Annotated in this window: 14 protein-coding genes; all 14 read right to left on the minus strand. The window is 62.0% G+C overall.

The annotated features are described in order from the left end of the window. Positions 1 to 4 precede the first annotated feature (4 nt). Complete coding sequence (gene hslV / locus NUW13_09645) at positions 5 to 529, minus strand: ATP-dependent protease subunit HslV (GenBank protein MCR4439285.1); 525 nt, start codon at positions 527 to 529, stop codon at positions 5 to 7. A gap of 71 nt (positions 530 to 600) precedes the next feature. Further along, complete coding sequence (gene rpoN, locus NUW13_09650; protein ID MCR4439286.1) at positions 601 to 2,043, minus strand: RNA polymerase factor sigma-54; 1,443 nt, start codon at positions 2,041 to 2,043, stop codon at positions 601 to 603. A 199-nt stretch (positions 2,044 to 2,242) separates the two neighbouring features. Further along, positions 2,243 to 2,968: an LPS export ABC transporter ATP-binding protein gene (gene lptB, locus NUW13_09655; GenBank protein ID MCR4439287.1), complete on the minus strand. Its 726-nt coding sequence runs from the start codon at positions 2,966 to 2,968 to the stop codon at positions 2,243 to 2,245. Positions 2,969 to 2,994: 26 nt separating this feature from the next. Further along, on the minus strand, positions 2,995 to 4,155 hold the full coding sequence (locus NUW13_09660; GenBank protein MCR4439288.1) for a hypothetical protein: 1,161 nt from the start codon (positions 4,153 to 4,155) through the stop codon (positions 2,995 to 2,997). A gap of 15 nt (positions 4,156 to 4,170) precedes the next feature. Beyond that, entirely contained in the window at positions 4,171 to 4,800 is a 630-nt protein-coding gene (gene lptC / locus NUW13_09665) for an LPS export ABC transporter periplasmic protein LptC (protein ID MCR4439289.1), read from the minus strand. After that, positions 4,797 to 5,804: a KpsF/GutQ family sugar-phosphate isomerase gene (locus NUW13_09670; GenBank protein ID MCR4439290.1), complete on the minus strand. Its 1,008-nt coding sequence runs from the start codon at positions 5,802 to 5,804 to the stop codon at positions 4,797 to 4,799. Before NUW13_09670 ends, lptC begins: the two co-directional genes overlap by 4 nt. Positions 5,805 to 5,811: 7 nt before the next feature. Then, entirely contained in the window at positions 5,812 to 6,489 is a 678-nt protein-coding gene (locus NUW13_09675) for an Ig-like domain-containing protein (GenBank protein ID MCR4439291.1), read from the minus strand. Positions 6,490 to 6,501: 12 nt separating this feature from the next. Further along, positions 6,502 to 7,269 (minus strand): hypothetical protein, encoded by a 768-nt coding sequence (locus NUW13_09680; protein ID MCR4439292.1) that lies wholly within the window; start codon positions 7,267 to 7,269, stop codon positions 6,502 to 6,504. 3 nt (positions 7,270 to 7,272) lie between these two features. Beyond that, a complete protein-coding gene (locus NUW13_09685) occupies positions 7,273 to 8,136 on the minus strand; it encodes a hypothetical protein (protein MCR4439293.1) in 864 nt (287 codons plus the stop codon). A gap of 8 nt (positions 8,137 to 8,144) precedes the next feature. Then, positions 8,145 to 8,990 (minus strand): 3-deoxy-8-phosphooctulonate synthase, encoded by an 846-nt coding sequence (gene kdsA, locus NUW13_09690; protein MCR4439294.1) that lies wholly within the window; start codon positions 8,988 to 8,990, stop codon positions 8,145 to 8,147. 17 nt (positions 8,991 to 9,007) lie between these two features. Beyond that, positions 9,008 to 10,654 (minus strand): CTP synthase, encoded by a 1,647-nt coding sequence (locus tag NUW13_09695; GenBank protein MCR4439295.1) that lies wholly within the window; start codon positions 10,652 to 10,654, stop codon positions 9,008 to 9,010. After that, on the minus strand, positions 10,648 to 11,400 hold the full coding sequence (gene kdsB, locus NUW13_09700) for a 3-deoxy-manno-octulosonate cytidylyltransferase (GenBank protein ID MCR4439296.1): 753 nt from the start codon (positions 11,398 to 11,400) through the stop codon (positions 10,648 to 10,650). Before kdsB ends, NUW13_09695 begins: the two co-directional genes overlap by 7 nt. Positions 11,401 to 11,408: 8 nt before the next feature. Next, positions 11,409 to 11,699 (minus strand): Asp-tRNA(Asn)/Glu-tRNA(Gln) amidotransferase subunit GatC, encoded by a 291-nt coding sequence (gene gatC / locus NUW13_09705; GenBank protein ID MCR4439297.1) that lies wholly within the window; start codon positions 11,697 to 11,699, stop codon positions 11,409 to 11,411. 236 nt (positions 11,700 to 11,935) lie between these two features. Then, positions 11,936 to 12,826 (minus strand): hypothetical protein, encoded by an 891-nt coding sequence (locus NUW13_09710; GenBank protein ID MCR4439298.1) that lies wholly within the window; start codon positions 12,824 to 12,826, stop codon positions 11,936 to 11,938. Positions 12,827 to 12,839: the final 13 nt, after the last annotated feature.

A 12,839-nucleotide genomic window follows, 5' to 3' on the forward strand; every position in this document is an offset into this window, starting at 1 on the left:
GCAGCTAAAGCTCGATCATCGTAATCTTGTTGTTGGTGTAGATACAGATGGACGAAGCGACCTGCATGGCCTCCCGGACAATGTCGCGCGCGCTGAGGTCGGTGTGCTTGATCAGGGCACGCGCCGCTGCCAGCGCGTAGCCACCGCCCGAGCCAAGGGCGACCACGTCGTCATCGGGCTCAATGACCTCGCCGGTGCCAGAGATGATGAAAGTCTGCTTCTTGTCCATCACCGCCAAGGTGGCGTCCAGGCGGCGCAGGTAGCGGTCGCTGCGCCAGTCTTTTGCCAGCTCTACCGCGGCGCGGCCCAGGTTGCCATGCGACTCCTCCAACCGCTTCTCGAAGCGGTCAAACAGGGTGAGGGCATCCGCCGCCGCTCCGGCAAAGCCAGCCAGCACCGTGTCGTTGTAGATCTTCCGTACCTTCTTGGCGTTGTTCTTGAGCACGGCGTCGCCGAAGGTCACCTGGCCATCGCCGGCCAGCGCCACTTCGCCTTTGTGGCGCACGCCCAAGATGGTGGTGGCGTGCATGCGGCCGCACCGCCACCAACCGCGGCACTCCCCATGCGTCATGTACACGGTCGGAGCTCCTCCGCTGCTTTCTAAAGACCCCGCCGCAGTCGGGCAATGGGAATCATCATCTGTTCGCGATACTTGGCCACCGTTCGCCTGGCCACATTGTACCCCTGAGCCTTGAGCATCTCCGCGATCTTCTGGTCGTTGAGCGGCTTCTTCGGGTCTTCCTTCTGAATGATCTCCTTGATGAGATTCTTGATCACCTTGTTGGACACATCCTCGCCGTCGTCGCGATGGATCTTCTCACTGAAAAAGTACTTCAGCTCAACGACGCCGAACTCGGTCTGCACGTACTTGCCGTTGGTGACTCGGCTCACGGTGGAAATGTCCATGCCAATGTCGTCGGCGATGTCCTTGAGGATCATCGGCTTGATGTGCTCGGGGCCGTGTTCGAAGAAGTCCCTCTGCCGCCGAACAATAGCCTCCATGGCGCGGATGATGGTCTGTCGCCTTTGCTGGATGGAATTGATCAGCCAACGCGCCGACTCTAATCGCTGCCGGATATAGTCCCTCGCCTCCTTGGGCGTGTTCTTCTTGTCGGCCAACATCTGCCGGTACGATTTGCTGATGCGCAACGAGGGGATGTTCCAGTCGTTGAGCACCACCTTGAATTCGCCATCTTCCTTGACCACCGTTATGTCCGGCACAACGTAATTGTCGTCGTAGGCGACGTACCCCTCCCCTGGCTTGGGATTGAGTTTCTTGATCTCCTCGACCGCCTCTTTCACCTCGTCTAAGCTGACTCCCAAGGTCTTGGCCAGCTTCTCGAAGCGCAAGTTCTTAAAGTCGTCGAAGTGGTCGCGAATGATGGCCACCGCCAAGGGGTGCGGCTCCTCCTGCTCCAGGAGCTGAATGAGCAGACACTCCTGCAGATTGCGGGCACCTATGCCGGGCGGATCGAAATGCTCGATGACCTCGAGCACCTTCTCGACGACCTCTTCGTCCACCTCGAAAGTATCGGCCACGCTGTGCACATCGGTGGCCAGGTAGCCAGCGCTGTTGATATTCCAGATGAGGTGTTCGCCGATGGCCATCTCCTGGTCGGAGAGGTCGGTCAGGTGCAACTGATTGAGCAGGTGGTCGGTGAGCGTCTCCCGATAGACCTCCGGTCGCTCGAATTGCTCGGCGTCCTTCTCCCTGGGGATCCAGTGCTCGTAGGAATCCTGATCGTTGAGCACGGTCTCCCAGTCCATCTCCTGCTCTTCCTTCTGGTCGTGAATGGTATCATAGTCGACTTCCTGCTCATCGGACTCGTCGGGGCTTTCCAGCTCTAAGCTCTGCTCTGGGATTTCCTCCTGCTCCAGCTCTTCTTCCATGTCCGTATCGATTTCCAGAAGGGGATTGGTCTCCAGCTCCAAGTTGATGCGGTGTTCGAGACTGAGGATCGGTAACTGGAGCAAGGAAGAGAGCAGCACTTGCTGCGGTGACTGCCGCAGCTGCATGGACAGTCTTTGCGACAGGTTTACCATGCGCTCTGCACCTCCTTCCTTCTGGGCCGGCAGGAGAGTCTGTCCTCCGCCTCAGCCACCCACATACCAACATTCAACAGCCACTCGCTCCCACAGGTTTCCACAGTTGCTTTCCCTTGGTTCTCACCTCATTCCTTTGCCGCATTCCCGAAGAGTCTCTCGCCTATTTTCTTGCTCTCTCACTGTGCCGGGCAGGCGCTCAACGGTCCAGGCGGAATTTCTCCCCCAGGTAAAGCTTCCGCGCCTCGGGGTCGTTGGCTAAGAACTCTGAGGTCCCTGACTTGAGCACGACCCCCTCGTAGAGCAGATATGCCCGGTCAGTGATTGAAAGCGTCTCATGGACGTTGTGGTCAGTGATGAGCACGCCAATATTCTTCTCCTTCAAGCGCGCGACGATGGCCTGAATGTCCTCCACCGCGATGGGGTCCACCCCTGCAAACGGCTCGTCCAGCAAAATGAACTTTGGTTTGGTGACCAGTGCCCTGGTTATCTCCGCGCGTCGCCTCTCCCCTCCGGACAGGGTATAGGCTTTGTTCTTGGCCAGATGGGCGATGTCCAGCTCGTTGAGCAGTTCCTCGAGGCGTTGCCTCCGCTCCTCGCGGCTGAGCTCCATCGTCTCCAGGATGGCCAGAATGTTTTCCTCCACCGTCAGTTTGCGGAAGATCGACGGCTCTTGCGACAGATAGGCAATTCCCGTCTGCGCCCGCCGGTACATGGGCAAGTGCGTGATCTCGCACTCGTCCAAGAAAATCCTTCCGGCCGTGGGACGAATCATCCCGGTAATCATGTAGAAGGTGGTCGTCTTGCCCGCTCCGTTGGGTCCCAGCAGTCCAACGATCTCGCCCTGTCGCACCTCGATGGAGACCCCGTTGACCACTTTTCTCTTGCTGTAGACCTTGACCAGCTCCTCGGAGCGGAGGAGCATGCGGTGGTCACCACCTCCAGCCTGGGTCATCCTGTTGCTCGTCTGGTCCCTTGCCCATTGCCAGCGGGAATACTTCCCTCCAGGCGCGGCGGGTAGAAGACACCGCTGGTCTTGCCCGGCGCGCTCTCGATGCGCACGCGGCGCAACTTGCCGTCCTCAAGGTAAAGGAGTATCCGGTCGCCGCTGATGAGGTTCACTCCCTTGAATTCGCCCTCTTCCACCACGTGGTAGAGGCTCGTTGCCTGCTCCTCGATGGTCATCTCTCGAACCTGTTCCTCGACCAACTGGATGGTTACCCGCTGCCCGGTGAGGCGATTGACGCGCGCTTCTGGGTTGAGCGAGTCACTGGGCGAGGTGATTAGCGCCTCGCCTTGGACAACGATGGTGCGCACCGCCTGTCCGTTGAGGAACACCTCCATTGTCGTGCCGCGCAGATGGTCCTGGCCGTAGACCCCGTGGGGCGAGGCCGTGAGCACCACCTTCTGCTCGTCGTCGAAGTACTCGGCTCTGCCACAGCTCACGAGCAGGCGCCCCTTGCTGAGCGTGACGCTGTCGGTGACCAGGGCGCGCGCCCCTGCGTCGAAGACCTCCATCTTGTCGCCCAGCAGCACTAGCGAATCGCCCCCGGTGCTGTCCGTCTTAACCAGACGGGGGGAATCTGTGGCCACCCCATAGCCGGTGGCACGAAAGTACTCCAGTCGGCCGCAGGTGAGCGTGGTGAAGCGGGCGGTGTCGGCAAGAATGACCCGCCCCGAGGCCAGCGCCCGCTCCTCTGGCTCGAAGTAGGTCAGCCTCTCGGCTGCCAGCCGCCGCGTGCTATCATAGACCACCGGATGCCCCTCTGCCTCCTCCACGCGGCTGAACTCGTTGTAGGCGACGCGCGCGGCGTACAGCCTGCGTCTTCCGGTATCGATGCGCACGCGGCCGATGAAGACCACGGTGCCTGCTGCTTCGTCGCGGAGCGCCTGCTCGCATGACATGGTGGCGCGCCCCTGACGAAAGAGGACGTCCCCTTCCAGTCTCTGCAGAATCCGCCCCTCCACTGTCTGCCCGCTGAGACGTGCGGCCCTGATAAGTCGCAGCCGCTCATCCTGAGCGCGGGCGCGAAGACAAACGCAGGCGAAGAGCACCACGCCCACGAAGACCGTCAGTCGCGCACCGTCTCTTCCCACCACACCCGTCTTCATCTTCCCTCCCCCCGGCTACTCCGGTGCTCCACCTGAGGGCGGCCGACTTTGCCCCACCGCCGAGTCCGCACGCACGCGCCTGGGCCGAACGTGCCGCTCCAAGTCGAGATCGATCTTGCGCTCTGTTACGCCGCGCGGCTCATAGAAGGTGTAGTTGCGCAAGTTCTTGTCGGACTCGAACCCTTTTCCGTACAGGGTGTCGCCCGGGCCGCGCACGATCGTCACCGGGGCGTCGGAGTAGACCTTGTCGTTCTCCTTTGTGTAGAACAGACGCTGCGTGAGCAGCACCACGCCGCTGTCGGAAACCACGACCACATTGCCATGCGCCTCGACGTCGTAGGAGGCTTCGTGCATCACGCCAGAGTCGGCGGTGACGTGGGACAAATGGTCGCCTTCATCGTTGAACAGGTCTACTTCCACGCCCTGGTCGAAGCGATAGACTCTGTCCCCCTTGTACTTGACCATGTGCCCGTACCTGATGACGGCTGTGGGTCTTCCCTCCTTGGTGCTGACCACGCGCGAGTGCCAGCCCTCCTGCTCCACCGGCCTCCCCTCAGGGGGACGGGCAGTAGTCCGCGGCGTCTCCTTTCGTGCGCAGGCGACAATGAGCGGTGCCAGGCCGACGACCAGAACCCACCGTGTCATGACACTCCAGCTTCCAGGAAGTCGTGGAGGTGAATCATCCCCACCGGGTGGTTTTCCCTGTCCACCACCACGATCTGCATGATGTTGAGGTCCTCCATGATGCGCAGGGCGTCGATAGCCATGGACCCCACCTGCACCGTCTTCGGCTTGTCGTTCATCACGTCGGCGGCAGTGAGCGTGCGCACGTCAATGTCCCGCTCCATCAGGCGGCGCAGGTCACCATCGGTGATGATGCCGCGCAGCACTTCCTGCTCGTCCACGACGCACGTGCCGCCGAAGCGCTTGCGGGTGATCTCGAGGATGGCCTCGCGCAGCGGGGTGCTGAGCTTCACTTTGGCCACCTTCTCGCCGGTGAACATGATGTCGTCCACCTTGAGGCGCAACCTTTTGCCCAGCGAGCCCCCGGGGTGGAGAAACGCGAAATCCTCGGGGCCGAAGCGGCGCCGTTCCAAGAGCGCCACCGCCAACGCATCCCCCATGGCTAAGGCGGCGGTGCTGCTGGCAGTGGGCGCAAGGTCGTTGGGACAGGCCTCTTCCTGCACGCTCACATCCAGCACCACGTCGCTGCGTTCGGCCAATGCGGAGCGGCGGTTGCCAATGAGCGAGATGATGGGCACGCCGATCCGCCGCAAGGCCGGGAAGAGGCGCGTCAATTCGCCGGTGTTGCCGCTCTTGGAGACGCAGATAACCACGTCGTCCTTGCGCACTAAGCCAAGGTCACCGTGCACCCCTTCGGCGGCGTGCATGAAAATCGCGGCCGTGCCGGTGCTGGTCAGCGTGGCAGCAATCTTGGAGGCGACGATCCCCGACTTGCCCATGCCGGTGACGATCACACGACCGCGGCAGTTGTACAACAAGTCCACGGCCTTGACAAATGCCTCGCCCACCCGGTCAACCAAGGCGTAAAGTGCGCGCGCCTCGATCTCCAGGACCCGTCTCCCGGTGGCAATCGCCTGCGCAGCCTCAGCATTCACATTCGATAATGGCGAAATAGTAGCTTCCATGCAGCGTTCACCTTGGAAAAGGGGTCACCCCCTCGATGACCACGTGTACCGAGTCGGCACCCGGAGGCCCTGGCGGGTGCAATCGATACCCTTTCGCAACCACTGTTTTCGGACCGGAAACGCCGTCCAGATTCCAGAGAAAGGCGTACAGGTTGCCTTCGGCAGCGGTGTCCGTGAAGAGCAGCGCGCCATTCACATAGAACTCCACCCGCTCGATGGGACTGGTCGGGTGCGTCACACGCGCCTCCACGCGAAAAGTGCCCAGTCCTGGCAGGGCCTCTCCTTCCCGCGGCCGAAGAATGGTCACCTGTGGCGGCTCTTCGCTCACCACGACCTCGGTCAGCGAACCGGTGGCCTGTGCGCCGTTCTCGTCGCGCACCACGACGGTCAGCTGGTAGGAGCCAGGTTGCGCGGGCGCCTGCCACAGAGCGCGCGGCCCTTGCGCAGAGCCAACGAACGCTCCACCGCTCCTGTTCCATTGATACGACAAAAGGTCCCCATCCGGGTCTTCGGCCTCGACGATGACCGTGGTAGTATCGCCAGGGAAGAGGTCATTGTCCAGGGCATAGACGCGCACGATGACCGGCGGCCGATTGGCCAGCTTCTCCACCAGACTGCACCCGGATAGAAGCACCGCCACGGCGATCATCATTGTCCAGTGGTACTTCAGCGCTGCTCGTTGCATCGCAATCTGCCTCTACAGCCTAATCGCCGCGGCCTGTTCCACCGCGCGATCGGCTCCCTCTCCAGACTCGACAAAGAGAATCAGCGTGTCGCCGCCGTCCAGGGCACTTGCCGGCAGCAGGAAGGTGCTCTCCACCACCTCGCCCGCCTGCAAACCCTCCACCCGCTGGCCCGAAAGGACTGCCCTCACCACGTGCCGGTGCCTATCCACGCCCAGGTCGCTCACCAGCACCGCCCGCACCAAGAGGGCAGGTGCTGGCTGCGCACCAAGCCGGGCCAGGCTCACCTGTACCTTCAGCTCCGCGCTCGTGCGCACCACCTCCCCCTCGATGGTGAACAAGCCCTGAGCGGTGCGGTGCGCGTCATAAAGCCGCCGGTAGCGGTCATAGGCAGTGGCAGCGCTGTGTGCCCCTTGCACACGACCTGCGGCACCGTCAAAGAACACATCGGGGATGCCCAGGGCTGTCTGGGCAAGTTCTTCGTAGCGCAGACGCGCCTCAGGCAGCGCATACTGATCGACCCACTTGCCAGGATTCGGCAGGTGGTACTCGGCAATGAGCAGATGGGCGCTGCCTACTTCCGCTTCGAGCTGAGCAAGAGCGTCGAGCGCATGGCCGCAATAGGCAGCAACAGGATCGTCACTGACAAATGCCTCGGCCAGGATCACGCGCTCCCGCTGGCTGCGCGGGTTCTTGGGGTCCAAGGGATTGTCCCGCGGCAGGTCCCCACATTGGCATGCCACCACCAAGAGGACCACCGCGAGGCGCACTGCACCAGGCATATCTCACCACCTGTAACTGAGCGCCAAGCGCACCCCGGCGCTCTCCCACACAGGGCGGAGAACCAAGCGTCTCGTCCGTGGCTCTTCTGCTGCGGCCCCGACGTAGTTTGACTCTCCCCTGTTGGCCGCAATCAGGGCAAGCGTCGCCGCACCGGCCACGCCGGTCACGCCCAGCAGCACATTGCGCGCCTTCATGTAGCTATTAGCCCGGTCGTAGGTGCGATCGAAATCCGCCAGGCGCGTAGCCTGCTGATACTCGGTGTATGCGTCGCGGTAGTTGAGGTGCGTGATGAGCGTCGCCAGGCCGCACACTCCGGTTACCCCCAGCGCAAACGAGGCCGGGTAGTTCCGCAAACGCACCTGCTGCTGATATTGGCCGTTGCCCGTCAGGTCGTAAACGATGTTCTGCGCCAACAGACCGACCATCTGCGGCAGAGCCTGAGGGCCGCGACCCTCGACCTTCTCGCCGAGCACTCTGCCGCTGCTCACCTCGACCATGTGGGCATCTATGCGCAAAGCGCCAGCTGAGCGACCAATGGCCCCCTGAATCACGTAGCGCGCGCCAGCCATCTGCCCAACTGCCAACGCCTGTTCCTCGTTCAACAGCCCAGCCTGTGCCAGCGCCAGTTCCTGCATCACCCCGTCCAGCGTGCTGCGCTCCAGCACCTGAAGGTAAGGCGAGCGAGAAAGCTCCGTCTTGAGCATCTCCGGCACGATGGCGCACAGCCTGTCCCAGTCTCTCATCCCGCTGACGTTCTGAAACTCCAACACTGCCACCGTGACGGCGGTCTGCCCGCTCGCCTGGGAAAGGCCCACGGTGAGGAGGACCAGGGTGAGCATGAGGAGTTGCGACAGACGGCCGCGCATGACTGTGCTCACGTGATGGGGTGCGCTGCCTCGAGCTCCCGGCGAAGCTCGTCCATGCGCCGCAGGTGGATGAGCAGCCGCTCCAGCCTGTCCAGAGGCCACATGCTGGCTGCGTCGCACAGCGCCTCCCGGCAGTTGGGATGCGTCTCGATGAACACCGCCTCACACCCTGCCGCCATTGCTGCCCGCGCCAGGCCCGGCACAAACTCCGGCCGCCCACCGGCTGGGTCGCTGGAAGGCACCCCATAGACGCGTATGGCGTGGGTCGGGTCAAAGACCACCGGATAGCCGAGACCACGCATGATGGCAAAAGAGCGAAAGTCCACCACAAGGTTGTGGTAGCCGAAGAAAGTGCCCCGCTCGGTGAGGAGGATGTTATGGTTGCCAACGCCCTCCACCTTGCCGATGACGTGCTTCATGTCAGTCGGGTCCAGGAACTGACCCTTCTTGATGTTGAGCGCCTTGCCGGTCCGCGCTGCCGCAAGGGTCAGGCTGGTCTGCATGGAGAGGTAGGCAGGAATCTGGATGACATCCAGCACCTCTGCCGCCGGTTCAGCCTCATGCTGCTCGTGGATGTCCGAAAGAACCGGCACGCCTATCTCTTCCTTGACCCTCTGCAGGATGCGCAGCCCCTTTTCTAAGCCTGGGCCCTGATAGGAATTGGCCGACGAGCGATTGTCCTTCAGGTACGATGACTTGAAAATGAAGGGCATGCCCACGCGACGGGCGATCTTTTGCACCTCTGCGGCTGTGCGCAGCACCAGCTCTTCCGATTCGATGACGCATGGCCCGGCAATCAGCGCCAGCGGTCGCCCGGGCCCAATGCTAATGTCGCCAACGGTCACGGTTCGCACTTTTGCCAGCTCCAGACCTACGCCGTTCTGTTGCCGCTACACCTCTCCTTGTGCTGCAAGGCCGCCTGTACAAACGCGCGGAACAGCGGGTGCGCCTTGAGCACTCGCGACTTGTACTCAGGATGAAACTGACCGGCCACAAACCAGTGGTGCGACGGCAGCTCGATCATCTCCACCAATCCCGTGTCCGGGTTGCGCCCGCTGACCACCAGCCCCTTCTCTTGCAGCAAGGGGACGTACTTGTTGTTCACCTCATAGCGGTGGCGGTGGCGCTCGGAGATGGTGGTGCGACCATAGATTTTCGCTGCCAACGACTTTTTGTCCAGCTCGCACGTGTAGGCACCCAGGCGCATGGTCCCGCCCATTTGGGTGACGTCCACCTGCGTCTCCATCAGGTCGATCACCGGGTACGGCGTGCCCTGGTCGAACTCGCGGCTGCTGGCGCCCTCCAGCCCGCAGACGTTGCGGGCAAACTCGATCACCGCGCACTGCAGCCCCAGGCAGATGCCAAAGAAGGGCAACTTGTGCTCGCGGGCGTAGCGCACCGCCGCCATTTTCCCCTCTATGCCGCGTTCGCCAAAGCCGCCCGGCACCAGCAATCCCGACACATCGTCCAAGCGCCCCTCGGGGCCGGTCTTCTCCAGCTCCTCGGCATCAATCCACTTCAGCTCCACGCGTGCGTCGTTCTCTACGCCGGCGTGCACAAACGCCTCGACGATGCTCTTGTAGGAGTCGCGCAGGCCGGCGTACTTGCCGCAAATGGCCACGCGCACAAAGGCGCTGGGGTTCTTCACCTTGTGCACGAAAGCCTTCCAAGTAGCCAGGTCGGGCTTGTCGCATCTGAGCTTGAGCAGCTCGACAATCTGGTCGGCCAACCCGCCGCTCTCGAAAACCAACGGCACCTCGTAGATGGATTCCACATCCCGTGCTTCGATGACCGCGTTGGGCGGCACGCTGCAAAAGAGGCCAATCTTCTCTCGCTGCTCCCGGCTCAACGGCACCTCGGTACGGCAGAGCAGGATATCCGGTTGAATGCCGATCTCGCGCAGGCGCGTCACCGAATGCTGGGTCGGCTTGGTCTTCAGTTCACCCGCGGCACGGATGTACGGCACCAGCGTCAAGTGCACGTTCAAAGCGTTCTCTCGCCCCACTGCTAGGCAGAACTGGCGGATGGCTTCCAAGAACGGCAGACTCTCGATGTCGCCCACCGTGCCCCCGATCTCGGCGATCACCACGTCAAAGTGCTCCCCTTCGCGGGCCACCTGCAGGATGCGCCGCTGAATCTCATCGGTGATGTGCGGCACCACCTGCACGGTCTTGCCCAAGTAGTCGCCCCGCCGCTCTTTCTTGATGACGGTGAAGTAAATCTGGCCGGTGGTGGCATTGTTGCGCGCGGACATGTCGGTGTCGATGAAGCGCTCATAGTGCCCCAAGTCGAGGTCCGTCTCTGCACCGTCGTCGGTCACAAAGACCTCGCCGTGCTGGTAGGGGCTGAGTGTTCCCGGATCCACATTGATGTAGGGGTCGAACTTGATGATGGTGACCTTGAGGCCGCGCGCCTTGAGCAAGCGGCCAATGGAAGCGGAGGCGATCCCTTTGCCCAGCGACGAGACCACCCCGCCGGTCACAAAGATGTACTTAGTCTGTTTGGCGCCGCTCACCATCCTCTGTTCCTCACTTCCTCCCTCACACGCTCCAAGTCGGCAGGGGTATCCACGCAAAGCGGCACACTGTTGGTGATCCCCACGCGGATGCGGAAGCCATGTTCCAGTATGCGCAGTTGTTCAAGTTTCTCCACCTTCTCAAGCGGCGTCTGGGGCAAGGTAGCGTACTTGAGCAAAAAACTTCGCCTGAACACGTACAGCCCGATGTGGTTGTAAAAGGTGGCATGGTCGAGCCACTCCTCGGGGTTCGGGCAGTCCCGCACAAAGGGGATGGCAGCGCGAGAAAAGTACAGCGCGTACCCCTTGCGGTCCAGCACCACGCGCACGGTATTGGGGTCGGTCAGCTCCTCTGGGTTTCTCACCTCGCGCGCTAAGGTACCGACCACCGCCTCGGGGTCGTCGATGAGCAGCCGCACGGCTTGGTCGATCGAGCCGGGTTCGATCAATGGCTCGTCGCCCTGGATGTTCACGACGATCTCCACTGGCATGTCCCTGGCGACCAGGGCCACACGGTCGGTGCCGGAGGCCACCTTGCGTGGCGTCATGGCCACTTCGCCACCGAATGCCCTCACCGCTTCCTCGATGCGCTCGTCGTCGGTGGCGACGATCACCTGGGAGAGGAGCGCGGCACGTTGCGCCCGCCCATAGACCCATTGGATCATCGGCTTGCCGGCGATGTCCGCCAATGGCTTGCCAGGGAAGCGGCTGGAATCCCAGCGCGCGGGGATTATGCCAACAGCACGCATCGCCACCCCTACCGCAGCACCTTAGGCACGCTGAAGAAGCCGGCCCGAGAGCGCGGCGCCCTGGCCAGGGCTGCCTCGCGCCTGAGGCCTCGTCTGACCACGTCTCGGCGCACACGTTGCACCGTCACTTCGGGCTGCTCCATGGGCTGCACTCCTGTGGTGTCCACCTGCTGCAGCTGAGCCATATAGTCCACAATGCGCGAAAGCTCGGCCGCCATACGCGGCACCTCATCGGGCTGCAGATGAAGTCGTGCCAGCCGTGCGACGTGCTGTACCTCCTCCGGAGTAACCTGCAACAAACGCTCCTCCCGAATAGGGCACTCCTCTTCAACGGAGTCGCCCTAATATAAGAGAATCGCCCCTCATTGTCAAGCTTCTTTTCTTGCCTGTGGCATAGTATTTGTTAGGCGGCCTCGGCGGGAGCCATAGAGAGGAGCAAACGAGAGTGGTTTGAGAGAGACGGCAGGGGGTGGACGCATAGGCAGGCAACGGCCCTGCACCTTCCCTCGCGGTGCAGGGCCGCCGGCATTTGCCTCTACTTGACCAGGCGAAGGGTAGACTTGACCTCCTGGGTCATGGGGATGGCCATATCCACCGGGCCGCTCACTGCCGCTGTGCCCTCCATGAGCCTGTCGCTCTTCACCTCCAGCAGCGTGCCCGTCCTGTAGGCAAACAGGAAATGGCCGTTCTCCTCTCCTTCTCCTTCGAAGCTGATGTTGGCGCCCATCTGGCTCCCCTCACCGCTCACGGTAAAGCTGCCTTGGGTCTTCACCTTCAGGCACTCAACGCCTTCGTGGGTCAATTGCTCGGCGAGCATGTACAGGGTCTTCGAGGAGATGACCACGTCCAGACCACTCTGCTTGACGGTGTCGGTACGCGTCTCTTCCCACGTGTCTCCTAACTTCACCGCCTTTCCGGGAAGCGGAGCCAAAAACTGGCGGAACTGATTGGCCAATTCGACCTCCTGGCCCATGATGTTCATCTTGGGCAACTTGTCGAAACCGACCTTGGCGACCACCCTGCCGTTGGGTGCGGTAACCAGCTCAGCGGACTTGCCGACCAGCTCCTTGCCATCGATGGTGAATTCTCCCTGTGGGCCCTTGCCGGTGGTCAGCATCTGGTCGAAGGTGATCTGCCAGCGCACGTTTCCCTCGGGCGACGGCCCCAAGGAGCGCAGCGTCCACCCTAAGTTCTGCGTGGACGTCACCTCCATCTCCTGGCCCATCATCTCCTGGCTCTGGCGGGTCTCGTTGGTCATCTGATACTTTAGCGTCTGCCCCTTTGCGGCGCGATAGGCCAAGTTGAAACCGGTATCCGCATTCCCGTAGTTGAAGGCTTTTGGCCCAGCACAGGCAGCGATGAGCATGGCAACCGCCACCAACAGCGCCGAGCCCACACACAACACGCATTGTCCTCGCTTCATCATCCTTTCCTCCTTC

The organism is candidate division KSB1 bacterium (genome assembly GCA_024655945.1).
In the GTDB taxonomy this organism is placed as follows: domain Bacteria; phylum Zhuqueibacterota; class Zhuqueibacteria; order JANLFK01; family Oleimicrobiaceae; genus Oleimicrobium.

Excerpts from the sequence above, each read along its gene's own strand:
- hslV (MCR4439285.1), bottom strand. The coding sequence starts at position 529 with ATGCACGCCACCACCATCTTGGGCGTGCGCCACAAAGGCGAAGTGGCG.
- rpoN (MCR4439286.1), bottom strand. The coding sequence starts at position 2,043 with ATGGTAAACCTGTCGCAAAGACTGTCCATGCAGCTGCGGCAGTCACCG.
- lptB (MCR4439287.1), bottom strand. The coding sequence starts at position 2,968 with ATGCTCCTCCGCTCCGAGGAGCTGGTCAAGGTCTACAGCAAGAGAAAA.
- NUW13_09660 (MCR4439288.1), bottom strand. The coding sequence starts at position 4,155 with ATGAAGACGGGTGTGGTGGGAAGAGACGGTGCGCGACTGACGGTCTTC.
- lptC (MCR4439289.1), bottom strand. The coding sequence starts at position 4,800 with ATGACACGGTGGGTTCTGGTCGTCGGCCTGGCACCGCTCATTGTCGCC.
- NUW13_09670 (MCR4439290.1), bottom strand. The coding sequence starts at position 5,804 with ATGGAAGCTACTATTTCGCCATTATCGAATGTGAATGCTGAGGCTGCG.
- NUW13_09675 (MCR4439291.1), bottom strand. The coding sequence starts at position 6,489 with ATGCAACGAGCAGCGCTGAAGTACCACTGGACAATGATGATCGCCGTG.
- NUW13_09680 (MCR4439292.1), bottom strand. The coding sequence starts at position 7,269 with ATGCCTGGTGCAGTGCGCCTCGCGGTGGTCCTCTTGGTGGTGGCATGC.
- NUW13_09685 (MCR4439293.1), bottom strand. The coding sequence starts at position 8,136 with ATGCGCGGCCGTCTGTCGCAACTCCTCATGCTCACCCTGGTCCTCCTC.
- NUW13_09695 (MCR4439295.1), bottom strand. The coding sequence starts at position 10,654 with ATGGTGAGCGGCGCCAAACAGACTAAGTACATCTTTGTGACCGGCGGG.
- kdsB (MCR4439296.1), bottom strand. The coding sequence starts at position 11,400 with ATGCGTGCTGTTGGCATAATCCCCGCGCGCTGGGATTCCAGCCGCTTC.
- NUW13_09710 (MCR4439298.1), bottom strand. The coding sequence starts at position 12,826 with ATGATGAAGCGAGGACAATGCGTGTTGTGTGTGGGCTCGGCGCTGTTG.